Source organism: Streptomyces sp. NPDC089799 (genome assembly GCF_040684755.1).
GTDB lineage: Bacteria > Actinomycetota > Actinomycetes > Streptomycetales > Streptomycetaceae > Streptomyces.
Genome location: NZ_JBFBGR010000007.1, coordinates 39,987 through 66,657 on the forward strand (window position 1 = coordinate 39,987; position 26,671 = coordinate 66,657).

The following is a 26,671-nucleotide window of genomic DNA, read 5'->3' on the forward strand; positions in this document are numbered from 1 at the left end:
GCAACAAAACCATCTGCTACGGTCTCTCCATCGCCCCGCTCCATGGCCGAACCGCTTGGGAGAAACCGATGTCCGCTTCACTCACCTCCGCCCCCGAACGCTCGGCGCCCCCGCTCGGGCTCCGGCTGCACTCGCGCTGGACGGCCCTGGCCGTGCTCTCCACCGGCATGCTGATGACCGTCCTGGACGGCAGCATCGTCACGGTGGCGATGCCCGCCATCCAGAACGACCTGGGCTTCTCCCCGGCCTCGCTGAGCTGGGTGGTCAACGCCTACCTGATCGCCTTCGGCAGCCTGCTCCTGCTGGCCGGCCGGCTCGGGGACCTGATCGGCCGGAAGCGGATGTTCCTGGCGGGCACGGCCGTGTTCACCGGCGCCTCCCTGCTGGCGGGCCTCGCCACCAGCCCCGCACTGCTGATCGCAGCCCGCTTCCTCCAGGGCATCGGCTCGGCGATGGCCTCGGCGGTCAGCCTCGGGATCCTGATCACCCTGTTCACCGAACCCCGTGAGCGGGCGAAGGCGATCGCCGTCTTCTCCTTCACCGGTGCGGCCGGCGCCTCGCTGGGACAGGTGCTGGGCGGGGTCCTCACCGACGCCCTCGACTGGCACTGGATCTTCTTCATCAACCTGCCGATCGGCCTCGCGGCCGCGCTCCTCGCGCTCCCCGCGCTGCCCGGCGACCGCGGCCTGGGTCTCCGCGCCGGTGCCGACGTACTGGGCGCCGTACTGGTCACCGCCGGTCTGATGGTCGGCATCTCCACCGTGGTCGGGGTGGAGCAGCACGGCTGGACCTCCGCCCGCACCCTCGCCCCGGGCGCGCTCGCCGTGGCCCTGCTGGCCGGCTTCGTGGTCCGGCAGTCCCGGGCACGGACCCCTCTGCTGCCCCTGCGGATCTTCCGGTCCGCCGCCGTGACCGGCGCCAACCTGGTCCAGATGCTGATGGTCGCCGCGCTGTTCGCCTTCCAGATCCTGGTCGCCCTCTACCTGCAGAAGGTGCTCGGCTACGGGGCCGCCGAGACCGGTCTGGCGATGCTTCCGGCGGCCGTGGTGATCGGGGCGGTCTCCCTGGGCGTATCGGCCCGCCTGGCGGACCGGTTCGGGGACCGGAGCGTCCTCCTGGCAGGACTGACCCTGCTGGTCATCGCCCTCGGCCTGCTGACCCGGCTGCCCGTCCACGCCGACTACGTACGGGACCTGCTGCCGGTGATGCTGCTGGCCGCCGGGTTCGGCCTGGCCCTGCCGGCCCTGACCACACTGGGCATGTCCGACGCCGGCGAGGCGGACGCGGGCCTGGCCTCGGGCCTCTTCAACACCACCCAGCAGATCGGGATGGCCCTCGGGGTCGCGGTGCTGTCCACCCTGGCCGCCTCCCGCTCGGAGTCCCTGGCCGCGGCGGGCAGGACCGCACCGGAAGCCCTGACCGGCGGCTACCACCTGGCCTTCGGGGTGGGCGCGGGGCTGCTTCTCCTGGCCCTGGCGGTGGCCGCGGTCACCCTCCGGGGGGCCGGCCGCACGACCGGCTGAACCCGGCCGCGGACGGCAACCGCCGCCACGCACACCACGCGGAGGCCGCCCGTGTTTCACGTGAAACATCGCGTGAAACACGGGCGGCCTCCGTACGTGCCTCCGTATGCGCCGCCGTGCGGTCCGCCGTGCGCGCCGCTCCGGCTCAGGCCGCGGAGAAGCCCCGCTTCAGGGCGTCCGCGATCTCCACGGCACGGCGCGCCTGGTACTCGACGGCGGACAGGTTCGCCTCGGCCACGTTGGCGGGGTTGTTGCCCGAAATGCTGCTCGCGCCGTACGGGTTGCCGTTCTCCGGCTCGAACTGCACGGTGTCCGCGAAACCGGGCGGGACGATGATCGCGCCCCAGTGGTAGAAGGTGTTGTTCAGGGCCAGCACGGTGCTCTCCTGGCCGCCGTGTGCGGTGGAGGTGGAGACGAACGAGGAGACCACCTTGTTCACCAGCTTGCCCTGGAACCACAGACCGCCGGTGGTGTCGATGAACTGCTTGAGCTGCGCGGCCGGCAGGCCGAAGCGGGTCGGCGTACCGAACAGGATCACATCGGCCCACTCCAGGTCGGCCAGGCTCGCCTCGGCGATGTCGGCGGTGGCCGCCGCGTGCTCCGCCCACGCCGGGGTGCCCGCCACCACGGACTCGGGCGCGAGCTCGGCGACCCGCCGCAGACGCACCTCCGCACCGGCCTTCTCCGCCGACTCCGCGGCGGCCTGGGCCAGCCGGTGGACATTCCCGGTGGAGGAGTAGTAGATGACGGCGACGTTGGCCATGAACGGACAACTCCCTTGTCAAGACGGCCGGCTGACCGGGCGATGGATGGAGACCGATCCTTTCCGGCCGGATCCGGGCCCTCAACGACCCGGCGAGGACTTTGTCAAAGACCGCCGGAGCCCTGACAGGCCCTGACAGGGCCGGAAAATCCCGACTTGACAAGGACGACGGGAAATTGAGCACTGTGCAAGCCCGCAGCCCTACGCTCGCCTCATGATGAGCGAACCTGCCATTACCCTGCTGAAACAGCTGGCGGCAGAGGGAGTGTCGCCCTGGCTCGCCGGAAGCGATACGCAGTTCCTGCCGGGCACGCTGTACCGCCCGGCCGAGACCGCGCTGCTGCACGGCGCCGTGGCGTCGAACGCCGACCCCGAGACCGTCCGTCGCGCCTGCGACACGCTCTGGGAGACGTATCTCCGCAGCGAGGGGCGCCACGGCCGGGTGTCCGTACCGGTGGACCCCCGTATCGCCCATGACGCGGAGGCCATCCTGGCCGACGCCCGCTCCATCCAGACCGAGGTCGGACGCCCCAACGTGCTGGTCCGCATCGCGGCGACCCCCGCCGGGCTGGCCGCGATGGAGAACTGCCTGGCCCTGGGCATCGCGGTCGACACCGACCTGGTCTTCTCGGCCGAGCGCTACGAGGAGGTGCTCACCTCCTACCTCGCCGGCATGGAACGGGCCCTGGCCGCCGGCCGCGCGCTCGGCCCGCTCGTCGCCGTGGCCTCGGTCCCGGTGGGCCTGCTCGACGCCGAGGTCAACGACCGCCTCGCCGACCGCCCGGGCCGGCCGGCGCTCGCCGCGCGGGCCCGGGACACCGCGGGCGTCGCGCTCGCCCGCACCATCTACCGCATCCGCGAGGAACGCCTGGGCGGCAACTGGTGGCGCGTCCTACGCGCGGCCGGCGCCGTCCCCCCGGGACTGCTGTGGACGGCCGTCACCCCCCGGCACATCAGCGGACTCGTCGGCAGCAACACCGGACAGGTCGCCACCCTGGAGGCACTGGAGAGCGCCGCGGCCCTGTCGGACCTCCGGGGTGACACCCTGCTGAACGCCCACGAGGACGCGCACCGGGACCTCGACCTGCTGGAGTCCCTCGGCGTGCGGATGGCGGACGTGGCCGCATTCCTGGAGGCCGCCGAACTGGGCAGGCTCCGCGAGTCCTGGATCCTCAGGCCGTGATCACGGACCCCCGGGGCACGGACGCACCGGCCCCCCGGTCGGCCGCACGGATCTCGAACAGCATGTGCTCCACCACGTCACCGCCGTACTCGGGCTCCTTGACCCGCACGCTGCGGAGCAGGCTCAGCTCCCGGCCGGACTGACCGGCGATCCGGTCGAGCTCCACCAGGTCGCCCCGGTCGCTGAAGTGCAGCAGCGCCGATCCCGTCGGGGTGAGCCAGTGCGGCACCTGCTCCAGGAAGCGCCGGTGCGCGCGGTACCCGGTGTCCACATAGGCGCGCTCGTGCACCGACTGGTACTGGTAGTCCTCCGGCGCCAGCACGTAGTTGGAGCTCCAGAAGACGACGTCGAAGCGCTCGTCGGAGGCCAGACCGGAGAAGAGGTCGCTGTGCACCGCTCTCAACCGGTCCTCCACACCGTGCCGTTCGGCGTTCACCGCCGCGTTCTCCACCGCACGCGGGCTGATGTCCGCCGCCACCACGTGGTCGTAGCCGGCCAGGGCCGCCATCACCGCCGTCACCCCGGACCCGCATCCGATCTCCAGGAACGACGCACCGCGCGGCACCGGCGGCGGAACCGGACCGTCCAGCCCCAGGAAGTCCACCGCGATCGCCGTCGACGGGCAGAACACCGGTGCGAACACCTCGTCCAGCAGGTCCCACTCACGTCCGCACAGGGCGAACACCTCCGGCCGGTCCTCACGTTCGAGTGACATCCGGCTGCGCTGCAGCGAGCGCACGAAACGCTGGGTCTGGATCATCGGCTCCCCCGGGCAGACAGTGGTGCGGCAACCAGGCGCGCCGCCCATCCCAGACTGATCGGGCATCGGGTGCCGCCAAAAGGTGCCCGGGCAACCACATCGCGCACACCGCCCGGTGCCCTCGCCACCGTGCCCCGCTCTGACCTGGCATTCTTGGGTCAAGACCAGGTTGACCAGGCCCTGTTGGCGCGACTACGTTCGCGAGCGGGCAGGCACCACAGTGGACGTCGATGGGGGACGATGCGTGATGTCGGGGAGCCGAGAGCCACATACCGGCGTGTCCGAGATGCTCGAACTGCTGGCCCGTGAGGCACCGGCCGAGGATTTCGAACACGTTCTGCAGACCGCCCGGAATTCGGGAGCCACGCCGGAGGAGCTTGAGCGTCTGACCCGCGCCAAGGACCTCTCGCTGAACATCCGGGGCCTGTTCTCGCGCCGCCAGCAGCGCGAGGCGGGCCTCAGCGCGCTCGTCGACACCGCACGCGACCTGACGCATCCGTACAACCTCGACACCCTGCTCAAGGTGATCACCCGGCGGGCCCGGCTGCTCCTGGGCCTCGACATGTCCTGGGTGACCTTCCACGACTTCCAGGAGCGGCGTTCCGTCGTCCGCGCCGCGGACGGCCACACCTCCTCGATCACCGTCGGCTTCGAGGTGCCCATGACCGGCGGTGTCGGCCTGCAGGCCCGGAAGCGGTCGGCCCCCTTCTGGTCCGCGGACTACCTCCGCGACGAGACCTTCGTCCACTCCCCGGTGATCGACACCGTGGTCCGGGCCGAGGGCCTGCACGCGATCATGGCCGTGCCGCTCCGCCACGAGGAGAGCGAACTCGGCAACCTGTACGTGGCCGGCCGGCGCATCCGCCACTTCGACCCGGACGAGCTCTCCCTGATGAGCTCCCTCGCCGACCTCGCGGCCGTCGCCATCGAGAAGACCCGGCTGCTCGACCAGGCCCGCGACGAGGTCGCCGGCCTGGAGCTCAACACCTCCCGGGCCATGGACTCCTCCGCCACCGCCAACCGGCTGCGCACCACCCACAGCCGGCTGATCGACCTCGTGCTGGAGGGCGGCGGTCTGCACGCCCTGGTCACCGAGGCCGCCCCGCTGCTCGGCGGCGGCACCCTGACCGTCCGCGACCACACCGGCCGTACGATCGCCACCGCCGGCGAGGCACCGGCGCCCGACGGGGCGGCCCTCCGCGCCGCCTCCCTGGACGCCCACGCCGAGCGCCGCCCCGTCCGCACCCGCGACGGCCTGTGGGTCGCCCCCGCCTCGGCCGGCCAGGAGGCGCTCGGCACCCTGCTGCTCACCCCCGCCCCCGGAAAGGGCGACGGCGGCCCCGACGACGGCCTGCGCGTCGAACTCCTCGGCCTGGTCGCCCAGGCCGCCGCCCTGGTCCTGCTGATGCAGCGCAGCGCGGCGGCCGCCGAGGGCCAGGTCCGCGACGAGCTCTTCAACGACCTCCTCAAGGAGGACCAGCTGCCGGCCGCCAAACTCGCCGAACGCGCCCGCCGGCTCGGCGTGAACCTGGACGGCCCGCACGTCGTCGTGGTCGCCCGCCCCGAGGGCGGCTCGCTGGGCCGCGCCGTCATCTGGGCCTCCTCCTACGCCCACCAGCACTCCGGCCTCAAGAGCGTGGAATCCGGCTCCATCGTCCTGCTGGTACCCGGCACCGACCCCGGGGCCGCGGGCAAGGCCGCCTCCCAGGAGCTGTCCACCGCCCTCAACCACCCGGTCACGGTCGGCACGGCCGGGCCGGTCACCGAGCTGTCCGCGATCGGCCGCACCTACCAGGAGGCCCGCAGCTGCCTGGACGCGCTCACCGCCCTCGGCGGCAAGGGCGGCACCGCCTCCCCCCGCGAGCTGGGCTTCCTCGGCCTGCTGCTGTCCGACAGCCCCAACACCGCCGAGTTCGTCAACAACACCATCGGGCCGGTCCTCGACTACGACGCCCAGCAGCGCACCGACCTGGCGCGCACCCTGGAGGCGTACTTCGCCTCCGCCGGCAGCCCCACCCGGGCCGCCGAAACCCTGCACGTCCACCCCAACACGGTCTCCCGCCGGCTGGAGCGGATCACCGAACTGCTGGGCCCCTCCTGGCTGGAGCCCTCCCAGGCCCTGGAGGTCCAGCTGGCGCTCCAGATGCAGCGCACCCGGCGCGCCCTCCTGCGCGGCCGCCGCGATCAGGCCGGCCGGGCCTCGGGCTGAGCCCCTCCGCCGAGCTCCCGGCCCCGCTCGGGCAGGCGGTGGTCCTCCTCCCGGAGAAGCCGGGGGGAGGACCACCGGGCCCCGGCCGGGGTCCCCTCCGCCGCCCGCACCGCGTGCGCGACGGAGGCCAGAGTGGTGTGCCGGTGCCAGCCCTCGAAGGACCGGCCCTCGAAGTCCACCATGCCGACCGGAGCGGAGACCGCCGCGAAGTCGAGGGCGACCCGGCGGGTCAGCCGGGTCAGCCGCAGCAGCCGTCCCCACGGCTCGGTGACCATCCCGGTCAGCCAGCACCGCACGGGCCGGGTGCCCGGCCCGTCCCACTCGCCCAGCAGAAGCACCGGCCGCCGGGCACCCGGCAGCCGCACCGGTACCGCCGCCACCCAGGAGGTCCGCACCGCCGCGCTCTCCGGGTCCCGCCAGGTCACCGGCCGGCGCAGGGTCCGTACGGTCCGCAGCAACCGGTCCGCGGTGAACTCCCGGCCGCCTCCGCCCAGCAGGTCGGGTGCGTCCGCCGTCACCAGGGTCTCCCCGCGTACGGACATCAGGAAGGGCAGGCCCGCCGCCTCGAACCGGGCCGCGGCCGCCACCGGGTCGGCGTCCGGCAGGTCCAGCACCACCGGCCGGACGGGTTCCCCCACCCAGTCCCGCACCTCCCGGGCGCCCTCCGCGACGCACTCCGGGCCGTCCCCGGACAGCATCAGCTGCCAGGTCACCGGCACGCTCACCGCGTCGTTCGCCGCCCAGAGCCCGAACGCCTGCTGGCTGTTGACCACCTGCCCCATGCTCGGCACGAACCGCCGCCGCACCCCCACCGTGTGGTGGCCGGTCTTGGGGATGACCACCGAGTGCGCCACCCAGGCCCGCGGCCGCAGCGTCTCCTCCAGGTGCCGTGCGAGAGCGGCCCGCACCAGGTTCCAGTCCCAGGTCGAGCACGAGATGAAGTGGTGCAGGCTCTGCTCCGCCGCCCGGTCCCCCACGCGGGCCGCGATGTTGCGGATCGACTTCCGGCCGCCGGCCGACAGCAGCCCGCGCACGTACAGCTCGCCCTTGCGGCGCTGGTCGCTGCGCGTCAGCGCGGTGAACAGCGCCGCGCACAGCTCCGCACCGAGCTCCGCGCCGAGCTCGGCCCCGGCATCTGCTGACATTTCTTCCCGTACGAGGCGCATCCCCACGATCCCCCCACCCGTAGCCGGATCCCGCCTTCCCGACGGCATCCCCACGGTGCGCCCGGCCGCCCCCGCCTGCCCAGGTGTCCCCGCCACACACCTGCCCCCCGCCGGTGCGGCCCCCGCCACAACTGCCTTTGTGAATCCGGGACCTCCCGCGGGAGCCGCCCGGGGGAACGAAAAGAAGACCCCCCTGACCTGGTTTCCCCAGGTCAGGGGGGTCTTACGAATGTGGAGCCTAGGGGAGTCGAACCCCTGACATCTGCCATGCAAAGACAGCGCTCTACCAACTGAGCTAAGGCCCCGGAAAACGGACCGGTCCGCTACCCAGGAGGGTACGGCCATGTCCGCACACAAGAGTACCGGGTTTACCCCCTGATCCCGCAAAATGATAGGGACTCCCGTCATGCGACCACTCTCCGTAAGATGCTCGCGAGGTTCGCACCAGCGAAGGGGAGTAGTAAGAGTGGACGCAGTACAGCAAGAGGCAACCGCCAGAGCCAGAGAGCTCCAGCGCAGCTGGTACGGGGAGCCGCTCGGCGCGCTCTTCCGCCGGCTCATAGATGATCTCGGCTTGAACCAGGCCCGCCTCGCTGCCGTCCTCGGACTGTCCGCACCGATGCTCTCCCAGCTGATGAGCGGCCAGCGCGCGAAGATCGGCAACCCGGCCGTGGTCCAGCGGGTCCAGGCCCTGCAGGACCTCGCCGGGCAGGTCTCCGACGGCAGCGTGAGCGCCGCCGAGGCCACCGACCGGATGGACGAGATCAAGAAGACCCAGGGCGGCTCCGTCCTGAGCAACAGCGGCCAGACCCCGACCGGTTCGGGCGCGCCGACCGTCAAGCGGGTCGTCCGCGAGATCCAGTCGCTGCTCCGCTCGGTCTCCGCGGCCGGTGACATCATCGACGCGGCGGACACCCTCGCTGCCAGCCACCCGGAACTGGCAGAGTTCCTCAAGGTCTACGGGGCCGGGCGCACCGCCGACGCGGTCGCCCACTACGAGGCACACCAGAACTGACGCCACGGGCGCCGGTGACGGCAGTGACACCGGTGACACCGGTGACACCGGTGACGGCACAGCGGCAACAGCGACAACAGCGGTAGCGGAGCACGGGGGACGGGCGCGCGGATGGGTGAGATCTTCGCCGGTCGGTACGAACTGATCGATCCGGTCGGACGGGGCGGAGCCGGAGCCGTCTGGCGCGCCTGGGACCACCGCCGCCGCCGGTACGTCGCCGCCAAGGTGCTCCTGCAGAGCGACGCCCACACCCTGCTCCGCTTCGTGCGTGAACAGGCCCTTCGCATCGACCACCCGCACGTGCTGGCCCCGGCCAGCTGGGCGGCGGACGACGACAAGGTCCTGTTCACCATGGACCTCGTCGGCGGGGGCTCGCTGGCCCATGTGATCGGCGACTACGGCCCGTTGCCGCCGCGGTTCGTGTGCGTCCTCCTCGACCAGCTGCTGTCCGGGCTGGCGGCGGTGCACGCCGAGGGCGTCGTCCACCGCGACATCAAGCCGGCCAACATCCTGATGGAAGCCACCGGTACGGGACGGCCGCACCTGCGGCTGTCCGACTTCGGGATCTCCATGCGCAAGGGCGAGCCCCGGCTGACCGAGACCAACTACGTGGTCGGCACGCCCGGTTATTTCGCCCCCGAACAACTCCTCGGCTCCGAGCCCGACTTCCCCGCCGACCTGTTCGCCGTGGGACTGGTCGCCCTCTACCTCCTGCAGGGCCGCAAGCCCGACTCCGAGGCGCTGGTGGAGCGGTTCCGCACGCACGGTACCCCGGACGCCCACGAAGGGGTTCCCACGGCGCTGTGGCAGGTCGTGGCGGCCCTGCTGCAGCCGGACCCCCGGGCCCGCTTCAGGACCGCCACAGGGGCGCGCAAGGCCCTTGCCGAGGCGGTGGAGCTGCTGCCTCCGGACGACCCCGACCAAGTGATCGTCGAGGTCTTCGACCAGATGGGCCCGCTGCCGTCCGGATTCGGCCCGCAGGGACCGCTGAGCACCTCGGCGGTCACCCCCGGCTCCGCCACCGCGCCCGTGGTCCGGACGGGGGTCCCGGCAGTGGTCCCGGCACAGCCCGGACCGCCCGCGGCCGAGCCCTCCACGCCCTCCGCGCCCTCCGCGCCCTTCGTACCCCCGGCCCACCCCGCGGGCCCCGGCATGGAGGCCGAGCCGACGCGGACCTCCGCACAGCAGCCGCAGGCCCGGCCGGAGCCCCGGCCCCACGCCTCGGCGACCGGGAGCTTCCACCTGGCGCCGCCGGCCGCCACCGCCCCGACGCCCGTACTGCCACCGTGGCCGGCGCAGGCAACCGCGCCCGCGCCCGCATCCGTTCCGGCGCCGTCGCTGTCGCCGGCGCCGTCGCCGTCGCCACCACGGGGTGCCGGCCCGTCGACCCGGACCACCCTGACCCTGCTGCTCTCCGCCCTGGCCTGCTACGCCGTCGGCATCTGGGCCCTGACGCGCATGTAGCCCACCCCGGAAACCACCCCGAAGCCGCGCATCAGGCCGAGCCGGCCGACCGCCGGGCCATGAGCTTCCAGCCGCCCAGCACGAGCAGCAGCACCGTGCCGGCACCGAAGCCCGCCGCGGCCACCACGCCCATCGTCGAGCGGGTGTCCGCCGCCTCCGCGGCCTCCGTGGCGGTCAGCCCCTCGCGGGCCGCCGCCCGGTCGTCCTCGCCGACCCCGAGACCGGTCCCGTCGAGGCTCTCCGCGTACGCCGGCCCGACCTCGGCCCCGCCGTCGACCTTGACCCGCATGGTCAGCTGCAGCGGGACGTCCTCGGCGGTGAACTCGCCCACCTTCTTGTTCACCGTCACCGCCAGGTAGTACCAGCCGGCGAGGCGCACCGGTTTGATCGCGCGGGTGTCGGAGAAGCGGTTCTCGTACGCCACCGGGGGGAGCGGCCCGATCTCGGCCTTGGCGAGCTTGCCGTCGTAGGACTCGTCGACCTCGGACACCGCCGACCGGACCGGGCTGTAGACCTCGGTGACGAGCGCGTTCCCGGCGTACCCGGAGGACTTGGTCGGCTTGCCGCCGGTCAGCTCCGTGCTGATGCTCAGCTGCTGCCCCCAGTCCACCGGCACCCGGTAGAACCGGGTCTGCCCCGGTCGCACCGAATCGCCCCACACGCCCGTCCCGAGGGCCCGTGCGTCGTTGAAGCCGGTGCCGCCCTCGCGGACCACCCGCCGGTCGGACGGCGGGGTCACGGGCGCCGAGGGCCAGACGCTCGGCGCGGTCTGCGGTGCGTTGCCGCCCTTCAGGCCGGGCTCCCGCTGCACGTGGAGCTCCACCGGCCAGGGAGCCCGGTCCGATTCCTTGGCGTTCTTCCGGGTCAGCTTCACGTAGTAGCTGGTGGCCTGCTGGCACTCGCCGTCCTCGGCCAGGGCCCGGACGGCCACGTCGGCGAGCGGCCGGGCCTGCTCGGAGGAGGAGACGTCCGCGCCCTCGGTGCTTCCGCAGGACTGGCCGTCGGTGTCGATCAGATCGATCTCGATGCCGTCCGCATAGGCCACCTTGGCGGTGCGCTCGGGGTGGGCGACCGCGCTGACGTAAACGCTGGACGCGGCGTCCAGCGGGACCTCGTAGAAGCGCTCCTGGCCCGGGGAGACGGTGTCGGTGTAGAAGCGGCCGGCCTCCAGCCGCGGTCCGAGCGCGGAGTTCGCGCCGCCCTCAACCTTCTGCGCGCCCGGTCCCGTCCGGTACGCCGGTACGGGGTCGGCGGCCGCGTACGCCGCTCCCGGCGCGGCACCGGCGGCCATGGCGCACAGGGCCACCGCCCCGGCCGCGGCCAGCGTTCCACGGACCCGACCCATCACACCCACCCCTGAATTTGCTACAGCAAGCTTAAAATTAGCGAACCGAAATCCAGTATCGGATCCCCTGCCGGAACCCGTACCGGAACCCGCACCCGATCCCACGCCGCCGCGGGCAGCACGAAGCCCCGGGCGCATTCAAGCGGCCGGGGCTTCGCGTCACAACGTTCGGTCTCACACACCGGAGCCGGAAGGCACGGAGTCGGTGGCCTCCGTCCACAGGTCCTGCTCGGCGCGGTCCGCCTGGATCTGGCGGTACACGAGGAGCCCGCCGATGGCGGCCAGTGCGACCAGGAGAAGCTTCTTCACCGCGCGAACCTCGTCTCTCATTGACGTAGGAGTCTTCTGGCGCCCCACAATACACACCGACCGATACCGATCGGTTATCTGGGAACGACCCGACGGCCCAACGGCAACGGCCCGGCGGAGAATCTCCGCCGGGCCGAAACCGTACTGTGGGGCTAACAGGATTTGAACCTGTGGCCTCATCCTTATCAGGGATGCGCTCTAACCAACTGAGCTATAGCCCCTCCGCGCTGCGCGCTGACTCCTGAAGGTTAGCGCACAGACCCGGGAGTTCCCAAATCGCTGGTCAGGGCCCTGCGAGGGGAACTACTCGTCCTCGGCGAGGGTGAGCTCCACACCGCCCACGAAGCCCGCCGAGAGGTTGTAGATGAAGGCGCCCAGCGTGGCCAGCGCCGTCATCAGGACCACGTCGATGACCGCGATCACCGAGGTGAACACGAGCACGCGCGGCAGCGACAGGAACGACTGCAGGTCGAAGCCGTTCGACTCGTTCGAGCCGGTGGCCTCGGAGATGGTGCCGCCGACGGTCGAGAAGACCCCCATCGCGTCCATGACCATCCACAGCACCACCGACGCCACGATGGTGCAGATGCCCAGCGCGATCGACAGCAGGAAGCTGACCTTCATCACCGACCACGGGTCGGCCTTGGCCACCCGCAGCCGTGCCTTGCGCGTCCTGGGCGTCGTACGGGCCCCCGTACGCGGCTTGCGCTGCGCATCGGTGCCCGCCGGCGCCGCGTACGCCTGCGGCGGGTGGTACGGCCGATCGGCACGCTCCTTGCCGGCCTCGGCCGGCTGCGGCCCTCGGGTGTCCGTCACGGTTGTCGCCCCCTGCGCGTCCGCGGCGGGGCCACGGGCACCGCTGTCTCCGGTCGTGGCCGCTCCGGCGCCCGTGGCTCCACTCACGCTTGCTCCTACTGCTCCCCGGCCGAGGACTCCGTGCCCTCGGCGGCCTCGGTGGCCTGTCCCTCGACCGTCTCGGGCTCATCGCCCTCCTCGGCCTCCTGACCCGCCTCGGCATTGCGTGCGATACCGACGACGGCATCGCGCTTGCCCAGGTTGATCAGCTGGACGCCCATGGTGTCACGGCCGGTCTCCCTGACTTCGCTGACGCGCGTACGGATCACACCTCCGCCGAGGGTGATCGCAAGGATTTCGTCGGATTCGTCCACCACGAGCGCGCCGACGAGAGACCCGCGATCCTCCACGATCTTGGCAGCCTTGATACCCAGACCGCCACGGCCCTGGACGCGGTACTCGTCGACCGGCGTCCGCTTGGCGTAGCCGCCGTCGGTCGCGGTGAAGACGAACGTACCGGGTCGGACCACGCTCATGGAGAGCAGTTCGTCACCCTCGCGGAAACTCATGCCCTTCACGCCCGACGTGGCACGGCCCATCGGCCGCAGCGCCTCGTCGGTCGCGGTGAACCGGATCGACTGCGCCTTCTTGCTGATGAGCAGGAGGTCGTCCTCGGCCGAGACCAGCTCCGCACCGATCAGCTCGTCGTCGCCGCCGTCCTGCTGCTCGCGCAGGTTGATGGCGATGACGCCGCCCGAACGGGGCGAGTCGTAGTCCTTGAGCGGGGTCTTCTTCACCAGACCGGCCTTGGTGGCCAGGATCAGGTACGGGGCCGCCTCGTAGTCGCGGATCGCCAGGATCTGCGCGATCTGCTCGTCCGGCTGGAAGGCCAGCAGGTTGGCCACGTGCTGGCCGCGGGCGTCGCGCCCGGCGTCCGGCAGCTCGTACGCCTTGGCCCGGTACACCCGGCCCTTGTTGGTGAAGAACAGCAGCCAGTGGTGCGTGGTGGAGACGAAGAAGTGGTCGACGATGTCGTCTTCCTTCAGCTTCGTGCCGCGCACGCCCTTGCCGCCGCGCCGCTGGGAGCGGTAGTCGTCGGTCTTGGTCCGCTTGACGTAGCCGCCGCGGGTGATGGTGACGACGATGTCCTCTTCGGCGATCAGGTCCTCCATGGACATGTCGCCGTCGAAGGGCACCAGCTTGGAGCGCCGGTCGTCGCCGAACTTCTCGACGATCGCCGCCAGCTCCTCGCTGACGATCCCGCGCTGCTTCTCCGGGGAGGCCAGGATCGCGTTGTACTCGTTGATCTTCGCCTGGAGCTCGTCGTGCTCGGCGACGATCTTCTGCCGCTCCAGGGCCGCGAGCCGGCGGAGCTGCATCTCCAGGATCGCGTTGGCCTGGATCTCGTCGATCTGCAGCAGGCCCATCAGGCCCTCGCGGGCGACCTCGACGGTCTCGCTGCGCCGGATCAGCGCGATGACCTCGTCGATGGCGTCGAGGGCCTTGAGCAGACCGCGCAGGATGTGGGCGCGCTCCTCCGCCTTGCGCAGACGGAACTTCGTCCGGCGGACGATGACCTCGATCTGGTGGTGCACCCAGTGGCGGATGAACGCGTCCAGCGAGAGCGTGCGCGGCACCCCGTCGACCAGGGCCAGCATGTTGGCGCCGAAGTTGGTCTGCAGGTCGGTGTGCTTGTAGAGGTTGTTCAGCACCACCTTGGCGACCGCGTCGCGCTTGAGCACGATCACCAGGCGCTGGCCGGTCCGGGAGGAGGTCTCGTCCCGGACGTCGGCGATGCCGCCGATCCGGCCGTCCTTCACCAGGTCGGCGATCTTCTGCGCGAGGTTGTCCGGGTTCGTCTGGTACGGGAGCTCGGTGACCACCAGGCACTGGCGGTTCTGGATCTCCTCGACCTCGACCACGGCGCGCATGGTGATCGAGCCGCGGCCGGTCCGGTACGCCTCCTCGATGCCCTTGCGGCCCACCACGAGCGCGCCGGTCGGGAAGTCCGGGCCCTTGATCCGCTCGACGAGGGCGTCGAGGAGGTCCTCGTGCGAGGCCTCGGGGTTGGCCAGGTACCACTGCGCGCCCTCGGCGACCTCGCGGAGGTTGTGCGGCGGGATGTTGGTGGCCATGCCGACGGCGATGCCGGCGGAGCCGTTCACCAGGAGGTTCGGGAACCGGGCCGGAAGGACCGTGGGCTCCTGGTTGCGGCCGTCGTAGTTGTCCGTGAAGTCGACGGTCTCCTCGTCGATGTCGCGGACCATCTCCATCGACAGCGGCGCCATCTTGCACTCGGTGTAGCGCATGGCGGCCGCCGGGTCGTTGCCCGGGGAGCCGAAGTTGCCGTTGGAGTCCACCAGCGGCATGCGCATCGACCACGGCTGGGCGAGGCGCACCAGGGCGTCGTAGATCGAGGAGTCGCCGTGCGGGTGGTACGTACCCATGACGTCACCGACGACGCGGGCGCACTTGTAGAAGCCCTTCTCGGGGCGGTACCCGCCGTCGTACATCGCGTACAGCACGCGGCGGTGCACCGGCTTGAGGCCGTCGCGTACGTCGGGCAGCGCGCGGGACACGATGACGGACATCGCGTAGTCGAGGTAGGAGCGCTGCATCTCCGTCTCGAGCCCGACGGGCTCGATGCGCATCTGCGGTTCTTCCTCGGCGGCTTCGGTGCTGGTGGGAGTGGTTTCGTCGGCCATTGCTGGTCTTTTGATCCTTTCAGGCGGTCAGCGGCGGACCGACTCAGATGTCGAGGAAGCGGACGTCCTTGGCGTTGCGCTGGATGAAGGAGCGCCGTGCCTCCACGTCCTCACCCATCAGCACCGAGAACAGGTCGTCGGCCTGGGCGGCGTCGTCCAGGGTGACCTGGCCGAGCACGCGGTGGTCGACGTCCATGGTGGTGACGCGCAGCTCCTCGGCGTTCATCTCGCCCAGACCCTTGAAGCGCTGGATCGAGTCTTCCTTGATGCGCTTGCCGTTCTGCTTGCCGAGCTCGACCAGGGCGTCGCGCTCACGGTCCGAGTACGCGTACTCGAAGTCGTCGCGGCCCCACTTGATCTTGTAGAGCGGGGGGCGGGAGAGGTAGACGTGGCCGGCCTCGACCAGCGGCCGCATGAAGCGGAACAGGAAGGTCAGCAGCAGGGTGTTGATGTGCTGGCCGTCGACGTCGGCGTCCGCCATCAGGATGATCTTGTGATAGCGGAGCTTCTCGATGTCGAAGTCCTCGTGCACGCCCGTGCCGAAGGCGGAGATCAGCGCCTGGATCTCGGTGTTCTGCAGGATCTTGTCGATCCGCGCCTTCTCGACGTTCAGGATCTTGCCGCGGATCGGCAGGATGGCCTGGTACATCGGGTTCCGGCCGGACTTCGCGCTGCCGCCGGCGGAGTCACCCTCGACGATGAAGATCTCGCACTTGGTGGGGTCGTTGGACTGGCAGTCGGAGAGCTTGCCCGGGAGGGAGGCCGACTCCAGGAGGCCCTTGCGGCGGGTGAGGTCGCGCGCCTTGCGGGCGGCGACGCGCGCGGTGGCGGCCTGGATGCCCTTGCGGACGATGTCCGCGGCCTCGTTCGGGTTCCGGTCGAACCAGTCCGTCAGGTGCTCGTGGACCACCTTCTGGACGAAGGTCTTCGCCTCGGTGTTGCCGAGCTTGGTCTTGGTCTGGCCCTCGAACTGCGGCTCGCCGATCTTGACCGAGATGATCGCGGTCAGACCCTCGCGGATGTCGTCGCCGGTGAGGTTGTCGTCCTTCTCCCGGAGCAGCTTCTTCTCGCGCGCGTACTTGTTGACGAGCGTCGTCAGCGCGGCGCGGAAGCCCTCCTCGTGGGTACCGCCCTCGTGGGTGTGGATCGTGTTGGCGAAGGAGTACACACCCTCGCTGTACGACGAGTTCCACTGCATCGCGATCTCGGCGGAGAGCAGACGCTCCTTGTCCTCGGCCTCGATGTCGATGACGGTCGGGTTGATCAGCTCGCCCTTGCGCGAGTTGAGGTACTTCACGAAGTCGACGATGCCGCCCTCGTAGTGGTACGTCACCGTGCGGGCGGCCGACTCGGCGGAGGCCTCGGCGTCCGGGTCGTCGGCGCCGACCGTGGCCTTGGCCGAGTCGCGCTCGTCGGTGAGCGTGATCGTCAGGCCCTTGTTGAGGAAGGCCATCTCCTGGAAGCGGCGCGAGAGCGTCTCGAAGGAGTACTCGGTCGTCTCGAAGATGTCCGGGTCGGACCAGAAGGTGACCGAGGTGCCGGTCTCCTCGGTCGCCTCGTGCTGCGCGAGGGGCGCGGTCGGCGCACCCATCTTGTAGTCCTGCGTCCAGCGGTGGCCATCGGTCTTGATCTCCACCGAGACCTTGGTGGAGAGGGCGTTGACGACGGAGACGCCGACGCCGTGCAGACCGCCGGAGACCGCGTAGCCGCCGCCGCCGAACTTGCCGCCCGCGTGCAGGACCGTCAGCACGACCTCGACGGCCGGCTTGCCCTCGGACTCGACGATGCCGACGGGGATGCCGCGCCCGTTGTCGACGACGCGCACGCCGCCGTCGGGGAGGATCGTCACGTCGATGGTGTCCGCGTGCCCGGCCAGGGCCTCGTCGACCGAGTTGTCGACGACCTCCTGCACCATGTGGTGCAGGCCGCGCTCACCGGTCGAGCCGATGTACATACCCGGGCGCTTGCGCACCGCATCCAGGCCCTCGAGGACCTGAATGTTGCTGGCGGTGTACTGGTTGTTCTCGTTGGAGTTGCCGGAATCGGCCACGAAGCGCCCTTTCTGGCACAGCACAGGCCGTTCTCCGGGCCAGCAGGCATGCAAGCAGGAGCGGCTGCGTTGATCTGCGTTGTCAGCGGTCAGTCGGCGGTCCCGCACGAACGGGATCGCCTACTTACCACCAGTCTACCGGTAGCGCTGACAACGATGGGGGTTTGCCGGTACCTGAGTCCGCATGTGCCGCCCTGAACCTCCCTCTCCCGACTCCCCATATTCAGGCCGGGGCTCAAAGTGGCTCACGCGGGCGTGCAGAGCTTCGGCCTGTCAACCTCCGGCCACCGTGAGGGACGCCACCCGCGTGGCCGGAACCCGACGGTGCCCGGGACCGTCGGCGGGAGCGGCCGGGACCCTGTGCGGCGAGGGCCCGGACGCGGGCCGGAAGGCGGGCCGGAGGGCACCGGAGCCCTTGTGGGACACGGGCCGCGGCCCGTCCTGGTTCAGTGCCGACGCGTCCGGTGGCGGTGCGGTCCGCTGCCGAAGCGGTCCCCGTGGGGCCTTGGGCCGTGGTCAGTACCGGTCGTCGCCGGTGCCCGTGCTGCCGGGCGCCCGCAGCGGCCCGTAGCGGCGCGGCCGGCCCCCCGGCCCCTGCACCTGGATCAGGCGTACGGTGCCCTGCCCGAGCTCCTTGTTCAGCGTGGCCACCAGCTGCGGGGCCAGCAGCTTCAGCTGCGCCGCCCAGGCCGAGGAGTCGCAGCGCACGCTCAGCTCGCGGTCCTCGTACTTCTCCGGCTCGCAGTGCGCGGCGATCTCCGGGCCGACGATCTCCGCCCAGCGCTCCATCACCCCGGCCACCGCGATGGGCATCTCCCACCCGCGCTCGGTCCGCAGCCGGTCCAGCGCCGCCATCAGCGGCATCGGGTCCCGCCCGTCCGCGCGGGCGCCGGACCGCAGCCGGGGCTGGCTCTGGCGCTTCTTTCCGCCCGGGCCCTGGCCGCGGGCGCGGGCCTGCTCGCGGGCGGCCGCCAGGGCCTGGCGGGCCAGGTCCACCCCGGAGGGTTCGGGGGTCCGCCGCGGGCCCTCCGGCCCGGGTGCCGGGCTCCGGCCGGTGCCGGCGCCGGTGCTCTCGCCCCGGCCACTGCCGGAGCCGCTGCCGTGGCCGCTGCCTTGGCCGGTGCCGTTCACAGCCGGGTCACCTCGCCGCCGGACACCGCGAACCGGGTGCCCGTCAGCACGTCCGGGACGTCGTCGTCCACCGCTGCGGTGACCAGCACCTGCTCGCCGCCGGCCACCAGCTCGGCCAGCCGCTCCCGCCGCCGGGCGTCCAGCTCGGCGAACACGTCGTCCAGGATCAGCACCGGCTCGGTCCCCTCCGACCGCAGCAGCTCGTAGGAGGCCAGCCGCAGCGCGAGGGCGTAGGACCAGGATTCGCCGTGGCTGGCGTACCCCTTCGCCGGCAGGTCGCCCAGCTTGAGCAGCAGCTCGTCCCGGTGCGGGCCGACCAGGGTGACGCCCCGCTCGATCTCCTGCTTCCGGGCCGCGCCGAGCGCCTCCAGCAGCACCGTGCACAGCTGCTCGCGGGTGCTGTGGACGGCCAGGTCCGACTCCTCGGCGGCCGAGCTCCGGTAGACCAGGCCCAGGGGGCCGCCGCCGGGCGCCAGCTGCTCGTAGGCCTTGTCCGCGAGCGGGCGCAGGGTGCCGATCAGGTCCAGCCGCTGCGCCAGCAGCTCCGCCCCGGCGCGGGCCAGGTGCTGGTCCCACACGTCGAGGGTGGACAGGTCCATGGACCGGCCGCCGTGCCGGCGGGCCATCGCCGCCGACTTCAGCAGGGTGTTCCGCTGCTTGAGCACCCGCTCGTAGTCGGACCGGACCGCCGCCATCCGGGGCGACCGGGCGGTGATCAGTTCGTCCAGGAACCGCCGACGCTCCCCCGGGTCGCCCTTCACCAGCGCCAGGTCCTCGGGGGCGAACAGCACCGTCCGTACGATGCCCAGCACGTCCCGCGGCCTGACCTGCGAGGACCGGTTGATCCGGGCCCGGTTCGCGCGGCCGGGGTTGAGCTCCAGCTCGACCAGCTGCTGGCGGTCGCCCTGCCGGACCGCCGCCCGGATCACGGCCCGGTCGGCGCCCATCCGGACGAGCGGGGCGTCGGAGGCGACCCGGTGGCTGCCGAGGGTGGCCAGATAGCCCACCGCCTCGACCAGGTTCGTCTTGCCCTGGCCGTTGGGGCCCACGAAAGCGGTGACGCCCGGGTCGAGGGGGACCTCGGCCCGGGCGTACGAGCGGAAGTCGGCCAGCGACAGGTGCGAGACATGCATGGCGACGCCGACCTCCCCCGGCTACCTCTGGTACTGCAGGTGTTGCAGATGGTGCAGGTACTTCTGGTGCTGCTGGTACTGCTGAGTCGTTACTTCTTCTCCACCGCGTGGCCGCCGAACTGGTTGCGCAGCGCGGCGATCATCTTCATCTGCGGGGAGTCGTCCTGGCGGGACGCGAACCGCGCGAAGAGCGAGGCGGTGATCGCGGGCAGCGGCACCGCGTTGTCGATCGCCGCCTCCACCGTCCAGCGGCCCTCGCCGGAGTCCTGCGCGAAGCCCTTGAGCCCGGCCAGGTGCTCGTCCTCGTCCAGCGCGTTGACCGCCAGGTCCAGCAGCCAGGAGCGGATCACCGTGCCCTGCTGCCAGGAACGGAACACCTCGCGGACGTCGGTGACCGAGTCCACCTTCTCCAGCAGCTCCCAGCCCTCGGCGTAGGCCTGCATCATGGCGTACTCGATGCCGTTGTGGACCATCTTCGCGAAGTGGCCGGCGCCGACCTTGCCGGCGTGCACCGCGCCGTACTCGCCCTCGGGCTTGAGGGCGTCGAAGACCGGCTGCACCGCGGCGACGTGCTCCTTCTCGCCGCCGTACATGAGCGCGTAGCCGTTCTCCAGGCCCCAGACGCCGCCGGAGACACCGCAGTCGACGAATCCGATGCCCTTGGCGGCCAGCTCCGCGGCGTGCTTCTCGTCGTCGGTCCAGCGGGAGTTGCCGCCGTCGACCACGATGTCACCGGGGGACAGCAGCTCCGACAGCTCGTCGACGGTGGACTGGGTGGCCGCTCCGGCGGGGACCATCACCCACACCACCCGCGGGCCCTTCAGCTTGCCCACGAGCTCTTCCAGGCTGTGGACATCGGCGAGGTCAGGGTTGCGGTCGTATCCGATGACGGTGTGGCCTGCGCGGCGGATGCGCTCGCGCATGTTGCCGCCCATCTTGCCGAGACCGACGAGACCGAGCTCCATCAGGTTGTTTCCTTAAGTGTGTGCGGTTCCGTACCCGCGTCCGAGCCTACGCCCGGACGCGGACGCACACCTGTGGGGTCAGCCGGACAGCCGCACCGGCATGATCAGGTACTTGTACGACTCGTCCGCTTCGGCGTCGACCGCCGGGCGGCCGCTCAGCAGGGCCGGCTTGGTCGAGGTCGTGAAGGACAGCTGGGCCGCGGGGGAGCCGATCGCGTTCAGGCCCTCCAGCAGGAAGGTCGGGTTGAAGGCGATCGAGATGTCGTCGCCGTCCAGCTGGGCGTCGACCCTTTCCACAGCCTGTGCGTCGTCGGACGAACCGGCCTCCAGGATCAGCACGCCCTGCTCGAAGCTGAGGCGGACCGGGGTGTTGCGCTCGGCCACCAGGGCGACGCGCTTGACGGCCTCGATGAACGGGGCGGTCTCGATCACCGCGACGGAGTTGAACTCGGTCGGGAAGAGCGTCCGGTACTTGGGGAGGTCGCCCTCCAGCAGCCGGGTGGTGGTGCGGCGGCCGGCGCCCTCGAAGCCGATCAGGCCCTCGCCCGCACCGGAGCCGGACAGCGCCAGGGTGACCGAGTCACCGCTGCCCAGCGAGTTGGCGATCTCGGCCAGGGTCTTGGCGGGCACCAGGGCCACGGCGGAGGCGTCCGGGTTCTCCGGCTTCCACAGGAACTCGCGGACGGCGAAGCGGTAGCGGTCGGTGGAGGCCAGCGTGACCCGGTCGCCCTCGATCTCGATGCGCACACCCGTGAGCACCGGCAGCGTGTCGTCGCGGCCGGCGGCGGTGACCACCTGCTTGGCGGCGGCGGCGAAGACCTCGCCGGGGACGGTGCCGGTGGCGGTGGGCATCTGCGGCAGCGACGGGTACTCCTCCACGGGCAGGGTGTGGAGGGTGAAGCGGGAGGAGCCGCAGACCACGGTCACCCGTACACCGTCTGTGGAAATCTCCACCGGCCGGTTGGGGAGGGCGCGGCAGATGTCGGCGAGGAGCCGGCCGGAGACCAGGACCGTGCCGTCCTCCTCGACGTCCGCCTCGATGGAGACGCGCGCCGAGACCTCGTAGTCGAATCCGGAGAGGCTGAGCGTGCCGTCCTCCGCCTTCAGCAGCAGGCCCGCGAGAACGGGCACCGGCGGCCGGGCCGGGAGGCTACGGGCCGCCCACGCCACCGCCTCCGCGAGTACATCGCGCTCCACCCGGATCTTCACCGGAAACCGCCTCCTGCTGTTGCTGGCCTTCGTCGTCGGCTCGATGCCGGAGACCAGTCTGACGCACGGCACCGACAGTCGGTGCTGCTGCCCGTCAAATCGGGAGCGCGGCGTCGGGAGAGCCGATCACCGAGTTGTGCACAGGACCTGCTTGAAAACCGAATCCGAGCTAACTGTCTATGGGAGTAGTAGTAGGGCCTGTGGAAACGGTGGATAACCCGATCTGCGCAGGTCAGCAACTGTTTTTTATCCACCGGGCCTGTGGGCGAAGCCGGTGGACAACTGGGGGTATCTGTGGAGAACAGAAAGTTCTGCACAGGCCGTCCACAGAGGAGGCCCACTGATCCACAGCTGTGTCCCCAGTTTTCCCCCAGTACTCCACAGCCCAAACGTCCTCATCGGTGTGACGCCTTTCACTCGACCCGGTGACAGGGGTCGTCCCGTTGCCGAACAGTGGACAAGGATGTGGACGGCAGCGGCGATCCTGTGCACAGAGGTCGTGAACCTGTGGATTGCCTGGGGATAGCGCTTGGGACCGTCCTGTGGACAACGAGTTCGTCCACAGCCTGTGGATTGTCGAAGCCCACAATTCCACAGGGCTCTGACCTCGCCTGATGGTCTTTCAACAGGGTGTCCTGTGGACAGAATGTGGGCAACCGGGAGAGTCCCCAGACTGTGGACGGCACAAAGTCCCTGAATCTGTGGATAAGTTGGCCCCAAGGGGGCGTATTCGAACAGGTGAGAGGCGCGCGGTCGGGCAAGTGCGCCCCCGGTGTGGACCGTTCACGCCCCTGCGGATGGCCGATGGCGCCTCCGGATACGCCGAAGGGGCGCCTCCGGAGGGATCCGGAGGCGCCCCTGGGGGACGGATGCACAGCCCTGTGGAGAGCTCGGTGCGTCAGCGCGGGAGGGTGGAAGAGCGGCTGCGTCAGCCGTTCTTGATGCGGTTGGTGAGCTCGGTGACCTGGTTGTAGATGGATCGCCGCTCGGCCATCAGGGCACGGATCTTGCGGTCGGCGTGCATGACCGTGGTGTGGTCGCGGCCGCCGAACTGGGCACCGATCTTGGGCAGCGACAGGTCGGTCAGCTCACGGCACAGGTACATGGCGATCTGCCGGGCCGTCACCAGCACCCGGCTGCGCGAGGAACCGCACAGGTCCTCCACGTTGAGACCGAAGTAGTCGGCGGTGGCGGCCATGATGTCGGTGGCGGTGATTTCCGGTGCGGTGTCCTCGCCGCCGCCCGGGATCAGGTTCTTCAGCACGTCCTCGGTCAGCCCCACGTCCACCGGCTGCCGGTTCAGGCTCGCGAAGGCGGTGACGCGGATCAGCGCGCCCTCCAGCTCGCGGATGTTCCGCGAGATCCGCGAGGCGATGAACTCCAGCACCTCCGGAGGGGCGTTGAGCTGTTCCTGGACCGCCTTCTTGCGGAGGATCGCGATCCGGGTCTCCAGCTCGGGCGGCTGGACGTCGGTGATCAGACCCCACTCGAAGCGGTTCCGCAGCCGGTCCTCCAGGGTCACCAGCTGCTTGGGCGGCCGGTCGGAGGACAGCACGATCTGCTTGTTGGCGTTGTGGAGCGTGTTGAAGGTGTGGAAGAACTCCTCCTGCGTCGACTCCTTGCTCGCCAGGAACTGGATGTCGTCGACCAGCAGGATGTCCATCTCGCGGTAGCGCTTGCGGAACGCGTCGCCCTTGCCGTCGCGGATGGAGTTGATGAACTCGTTGGTGAACTCCTCGGAGCTCACGTAGCGCACCCGGGTGCCCGGGTAGAGGCTCCGGGCGTAGTGCCCGATCGCGTGCAGCAGGTGCGTCTTGCCCAGGCCCGACTCGCCGTAGATGAACAGCGGGTTGTACGCCTTGGCCGGGGCCTCGGCGACGGCGACCGCGGCCGCGTGCGCGAAGCGGTTCGAGGCACCGATGACGAAGGTGTCGAACAGGTACTTCGGGTTCAGCCGGGCGGTCGGCTCCAGCGGGCCGGAGGAGGACCCGCCGGACGGGGCCGGCGGGGGCGCGGCCGGTCCGGTCCGGCCCGGAGCCGGCAGCTGCGGCTTCTGGTCGTACCCGCCCGGCTCGTACCCGCCCTTGTCGTACCCACCCTGGTCGTACGGAGGCGGCTCGTACGACGGCTCGTACCCGTTGTCCGGCTGCTGGAGGTAGCCGGGCTGCGGGGAGGCGTACGGGTCGCGCTCGGGGTACCCGCCGAGGCGGGGCTGCTGCCAGCCGGGCCAGGCGCCGGGCTCGGGCCGCGGCTGCTGGTAGTCCGGGTAGGCGGGCCGCGCGGTGGGATGCTGGTCGCCGTAGGGCTCGCGCTGGTCGCCGTACGGCTCGCGCTGCTGGTTCGCCTGCGGGGCCGGCGGCGCGGAGTCGCCGGCGGAGTCGTCGACGGTGATCGCGATCCGGATCGGGCGGCCGCACTCCCGGCTCAGTGCGTCACTGATGAGGGGGGCCAGCCGGCCCTCCAGGACGCGCTTGCCCCATTCGTTGGGCACGGCGAGGAGAGCGGTGTCGGCGACCAGCGCGAGCGGCTGGCAGCGCTCGACCCACTGCTTGTCCTTGGGCTCGATGCCGCTCTGACCTTCCCCGAGGAGCGTCTCCAGCACTCGTGGCCACACTGCGGCAAGATCGGCAGGTACGTCAGCCACAGAGCACGCTCTCTCACAGGTCCCACGAATGTGTGGTTCTTCGGGACGGTCGGGACAAAAAAAACCGGGATCAGGCAACGGTAGTCAGCGTGACGGGTAGGGTTCAAGTCGTTGTCCACAGGCTGTGCACAGCTGGGCCCTGCGGACGGCCTGCGCCGGCTCGGTTTGACCGGATGGCGCAGCCCCGCGTACCGTAACGAGGTCGAGTTGTCGATGGCTGCTGCCGCCTGCCTACCGATGGGCGCAGATCACTCCGTGTGATCGTTCAGCGGTGTCCACTCGGGCGATCACGCGAAGTTCCTCGTGGGCGCACGGTGACAGCCAACGGTGACAGCCAGGCGGTGTACCGCCAGCCCGATTCATTCTCTGGAGCCCCCGAGTGAGCAAGCGCACCTTCCAGCCGAACAACCGTCGTCGCGCCAAGACCCACGGCTTCCGCCTGCGGATGCGTACCCGTGCCGGCCGCGCCATCCTCGCGAACCGCCGCAGCAAGGGCCGCGCCGCCCTTTCCGCGTAACTGACGCGCAGGTCGTGACGTCGTGCTGTCTCCCGATCATCGGCTGAGGCGGCGCGAGGACTTCGCGAACGCGGTACGCCGGGGGCGCCGGGCAGGACGCCCGCTCCTCGTCGTTCACCTACGTACCAGCGGTGCAACGGACCCGCACGAGCCGGGGGAGAGTGCTTCCCCGACGCGTGCGGGTTTCGTCGTCAGCAAGGCCGTGGGCGGTGCAGTGGTGCGCAACAAGGTCAAGCGCAGACTGCGTCACCTGATGCGGGACCGGCTGTCCGCGCTGCCCACCGGTAGCCTGGTGGTGGTACGGGCGCTGCCCGGATCGGGTGACGCCGGCGCCGACGAACTGGCCCGGGACCTGGATGCTGCCCTGGCGCGGCTGCTGGGAGGCGTGGCTCGATGAAGTACCCGCTGCTCGCATTGATCAAGCTGTACCAGTGGACGATCAGTCCGCTGCTCGGGCCGGTGTGCCGCTACTACCCCTCGTGCTCGCACTACGGGTACACGGCCATCGACCGGCATGGTGCGGTGAAGGGAACGGCCCTGACCGCCTGGCGGATCCTGCGGTGCAATCCGTGGTCCCCCGGCGGCGTGGACCATGTCCCACCTCGTAAACGCCCGCGTTGGCACGAGCAGCTGCGCAGTGCGTTGCGTCGACCTCGCAATGCTCAAGGAGCCTGATTAGTGGACACGATCGCCGGTCTGTTCAGTTTCATCACCACACCCGTCTCGTGGGTCATCGTCCAGTTCCACTCGCTGTACGGTGCGCTCTTCGGGCCGGACAGTGGGTGGGCCTGGGGCCTGTCCATCGTGTCCCTGGTGATCCTCATCCGTATCTGCCTGATCCCGCTGTTCGTGAAGCAGATCAAGGCGACGCGTGGCATGCAGGCGCTCCAGCCGAAGATGAAGGCGATCCAGGAGCGCTACAAGAACGACAAGCAGCGTCAGTCCGAAGAGATGATGAAGCTGTACAAGGAGACGGGTACCAACCCGCTCTCCTCGTGCCTTCCCATCCTGGCGCAGTCGCCGTTCTTCTTCGCGCTGTACCACGTGCTGGCGAACATCGCCAACGGCAAGACCATCGGCGTTCTCGACCAGCAGCTGGTCGACAGCGCCCGCTCGGCACAGATCTTCGGCGCGCCGATCGCCGCCAAGTTCATGGACAGCCCGGCGAAGGTCGAGGCGCTGGGCGCCACGCTGACCGACGTCCGGATCGTGACCGCGGTCATGATCGTCATGATGTCGCTGTCGCAGTTCTACACCCAGCGTCAGCTGATGCAGAAGAACGTGGACCTCACGGTCAAGACGCCGTTCATGCAGCAGCAGAAGATGCTGATGTACATCTTCCCCGTGATCTTCGCGGTCATGGGCATCAACTTCCCCGTCGGTGTCCTCGTCTACTGGCTGACCACCAACGTCTGGACCATGGGCCAGCAGATGTACGTGATCAACCAGAACCCGACGCCGGGCAGCAAGGCCCAGGACCAGTTCCTGACGCGCCTGCTGAAGAGCGTCAGCTCGCACGGTGAGGTCAAGGGCCGGGGCAAGAAGAAGATCGTCGCCGCGATCGTGGCCAAGGGCCCGGACCGCAACGACAACGAGCGCAAGTTCATCGCGGCGCTCACCAAGCAGGGTCTGGCCGCGCAGGCGGACGGCTCCGTGATCAAGAGCGTAGAGGCGACGGTGGACGCGGACGCGGCGAGCGGTGGTGCGGCCAAGCGGCAGCAGCCCAAGCGCCAGTCGAAGTCCCAGCGCCAGACGCCCGGCAAGCCCTCGACCAAGAAGTAAGAA

General features: G+C 70.4%; 21 protein-coding genes, 2 tRNA genes and 1 pseudogene. 9 read left to right on the plus strand and 15 right to left on the minus strand.

Translation table 11 applies throughout. The features are described from left to right. Positions 1-68: 68 nt before the first annotated feature. Positions 69-1,523 (plus strand): MFS transporter, encoded by a 1,455-nt coding sequence (locus AB0O36_RS09115; RefSeq protein ID WP_365106297.1) that lies wholly within the window; start codon positions 69-71, stop codon positions 1,521-1,523. 145 nt (positions 1,524-1,668) lie between these two features. Here the strand turns inward: AB0O36_RS09115 and wrbA are convergent, their stop codons facing one another. Beyond that, the gene (gene wrbA, locus AB0O36_RS09120) at positions 1,669-2,286 is read right to left on the minus strand and encodes an NAD(P)H:quinone oxidoreductase (RefSeq protein ID WP_365106300.1); all 618 of its coding nucleotides are present in this window, start codon (positions 2,284-2,286) and stop codon (positions 1,669-1,671) included. A gap of 214 nt (positions 2,287-2,500) precedes the next feature. Here wrbA and AB0O36_RS09125 point away from each other — a divergent pair, with 214 nt between their 5' ends. Continuing rightward, positions 2,501-3,469, plus strand: coding sequence for a transaldolase family protein (locus AB0O36_RS09125; RefSeq protein WP_365106303.1), 969 nt, complete (start codon positions 2,501-2,503; stop codon positions 3,467-3,469). Here the strand turns inward: AB0O36_RS09125 and AB0O36_RS09130 are convergent. Next, complete coding sequence (locus AB0O36_RS09130; RefSeq protein WP_365106306.1) at positions 3,459-4,229, minus strand: class I SAM-dependent methyltransferase; 771 nt, start codon at positions 4,227-4,229, stop codon at positions 3,459-3,461. The two genes, AB0O36_RS09125 and AB0O36_RS09130, sit on opposite strands and share 11 nt — an antisense overlap. A gap of 286 nt (positions 4,230-4,515) precedes the next feature. Here AB0O36_RS09130 and AB0O36_RS09135 point away from each other — a divergent pair, with 286 nt between their 5' ends. Beyond that, the gene (locus AB0O36_RS09135) at positions 4,516-6,438 is read left to right on the plus strand and encodes a helix-turn-helix domain-containing protein (protein ID WP_365106897.1); all 1,923 of its coding nucleotides are present in this window, start codon (positions 4,516-4,518) and stop codon (positions 6,436-6,438) included. Here AB0O36_RS09135 and AB0O36_RS09140 read toward each other — a convergent pair. After that, a complete protein-coding gene (locus AB0O36_RS09140) occupies positions 6,414-7,583 on the minus strand; it encodes a transposase (RefSeq protein WP_365106309.1) in 1,170 nt (389 codons plus the stop codon). The two genes, AB0O36_RS09135 and AB0O36_RS09140, sit on opposite strands and share 25 nt — an antisense overlap. A gap of 253 nt (positions 7,584-7,836) precedes the next feature. After that, positions 7,837-7,909 (minus strand) — tRNA-Ala (locus AB0O36_RS09145). 161 nt (positions 7,910-8,070) lie between these two features. Here AB0O36_RS09145 and AB0O36_RS09150 point away from each other — a divergent pair. Then, a complete protein-coding gene (locus tag AB0O36_RS09150) occupies positions 8,071-8,619 on the plus strand; it encodes a DNA-binding protein (protein ID WP_365106312.1) in 549 nt (182 codons plus the stop codon). Between the two features lie 111 nt (positions 8,620-8,730). Beyond that, on the plus strand, positions 8,731-10,083 hold the full coding sequence (locus AB0O36_RS09155) for a protein kinase (RefSeq protein WP_365106314.1): 1,353 nt from the start codon (positions 8,731-8,733) through the stop codon (positions 10,081-10,083). 31 nt (positions 10,084-10,114) lie between these two features. Here AB0O36_RS09155 and AB0O36_RS09160 read toward each other — a convergent pair whose 3' ends face one another. The 11 genes from AB0O36_RS09160 to dnaA all read right to left on the minus strand — a co-directional run bounded on the left by AB0O36_RS09160 (position 10,115) and on the right by dnaA (position 24,369). Continuing rightward, entirely contained in the window at positions 10,115-11,428 is a 1,314-nt protein-coding gene (locus AB0O36_RS09160) for a hypothetical protein (protein ID WP_365106317.1), read from the minus strand. Positions 11,429-11,602: 174 nt separating this feature from the next. Beyond that, the gene (locus AB0O36_RS09165) at positions 11,603-11,737 is read right to left on the minus strand and encodes a DLW-39 family protein (protein WP_208809277.1); all 135 of its coding nucleotides are present in this window, start codon (positions 11,735-11,737) and stop codon (positions 11,603-11,605) included. 147 nt (positions 11,738-11,884) lie between these two features. Further along, a tRNA-Ile gene (locus AB0O36_RS09170) sits at positions 11,885-11,958 on the minus strand. An 82-nt stretch (positions 11,959-12,040) separates the two neighbouring features. Next, entirely contained in the window at positions 12,041-12,640 is a 600-nt protein-coding gene (locus tag AB0O36_RS09175; RefSeq protein WP_365106319.1) for a DUF3566 domain-containing protein, read from the minus strand. A gap of 8 nt (positions 12,641-12,648) precedes the next feature. Beyond that, positions 12,649-15,237, minus strand: a complete 2,589-nt coding sequence (gene gyrA / locus AB0O36_RS09180) for a DNA gyrase subunit A (protein ID WP_365106322.1) — start codon at positions 15,235-15,237, stop codon at positions 12,649-12,651. 43 nt (positions 15,238-15,280) lie between these two features. Further along, positions 15,281-17,311 (minus strand): DNA topoisomerase (ATP-hydrolyzing) subunit B, encoded by a 2,031-nt coding sequence (gene gyrB / locus AB0O36_RS09185; RefSeq protein ID WP_365106325.1) that lies wholly within the window; start codon positions 17,309-17,311, stop codon positions 15,281-15,283. A gap of 492 nt (positions 17,312-17,803) precedes the next feature. Further along, positions 17,804-18,283, minus strand: coding sequence for a DUF721 domain-containing protein (locus tag AB0O36_RS09190; RefSeq protein ID WP_365106899.1), 480 nt, complete (start codon positions 18,281-18,283; stop codon positions 17,804-17,806). A 131-nt stretch (positions 18,284-18,414) separates the two neighbouring features. Then, positions 18,415-19,551: a DNA replication/repair protein RecF gene (gene recF, locus AB0O36_RS09195; protein ID WP_365106327.1), complete on the minus strand. Its 1,137-nt coding sequence runs from the start codon at positions 19,549-19,551 to the stop codon at positions 18,415-18,417. Between the two features lie 89 nt (positions 19,552-19,640). Next, positions 19,641-20,516: a phosphogluconate dehydrogenase (NAD(+)-dependent, decarboxylating) gene (gnd, locus tag AB0O36_RS09200; RefSeq protein ID WP_365106330.1), complete on the minus strand. Its 876-nt coding sequence runs from the start codon at positions 20,514-20,516 to the stop codon at positions 19,641-19,643. 78 nt (positions 20,517-20,594) lie between these two features. Then, positions 20,595-21,725: a DNA polymerase III subunit beta gene (gene dnaN / locus AB0O36_RS09205; protein WP_365106333.1), complete on the minus strand. Its 1,131-nt coding sequence runs from the start codon at positions 21,723-21,725 to the stop codon at positions 20,595-20,597. A gap of 928 nt (positions 21,726-22,653) precedes the next feature. Further along, complete coding sequence (gene dnaA / locus AB0O36_RS09210) at positions 22,654-24,369, minus strand: chromosomal replication initiator protein DnaA (protein ID WP_365106335.1); 1,716 nt, start codon at positions 24,367-24,369, stop codon at positions 22,654-22,656. 379 nt (positions 24,370-24,748) lie between these two features. On the opposite strand from dnaA, the gene rpmH reads away from it, so the two are divergent. The 4 genes and pseudogenes from rpmH to yidC all read left to right on the plus strand — a co-directional run bounded on the left by rpmH (position 24,749) and on the right by yidC (position 26,668). Further along, positions 24,749-24,886: a 50S ribosomal protein L34 gene (rpmH, locus tag AB0O36_RS09215; protein ID WP_018547628.1), complete on the plus strand. Its 138-nt coding sequence runs from the start codon at positions 24,749-24,751 to the stop codon at positions 24,884-24,886. Between the two features lie 22 nt (positions 24,887-24,908). Further along, positions 24,909-25,283, plus strand: coding sequence for a ribonuclease P protein component (gene rnpA, locus AB0O36_RS09220; protein WP_365106338.1), 375 nt, complete (start codon positions 24,909-24,911; stop codon positions 25,281-25,283). After that, positions 25,280-25,534, plus strand: a pseudogene (gene yidD, locus AB0O36_RS09225) (membrane protein insertion efficiency factor YidD); the annotation flags it as partial. The gene rnpA and the pseudogene yidD, both read left to right, overlap by 4 nt. Positions 25,535-25,564: 30 nt before the next feature. Then, positions 25,565-26,668: a membrane protein insertase YidC gene (gene yidC / locus AB0O36_RS09230; protein ID WP_365106341.1), complete on the plus strand. Its 1,104-nt coding sequence runs from the start codon at positions 25,565-25,567 to the stop codon at positions 26,666-26,668. Positions 26,669-26,671: the final 3 nt, after the last annotated feature.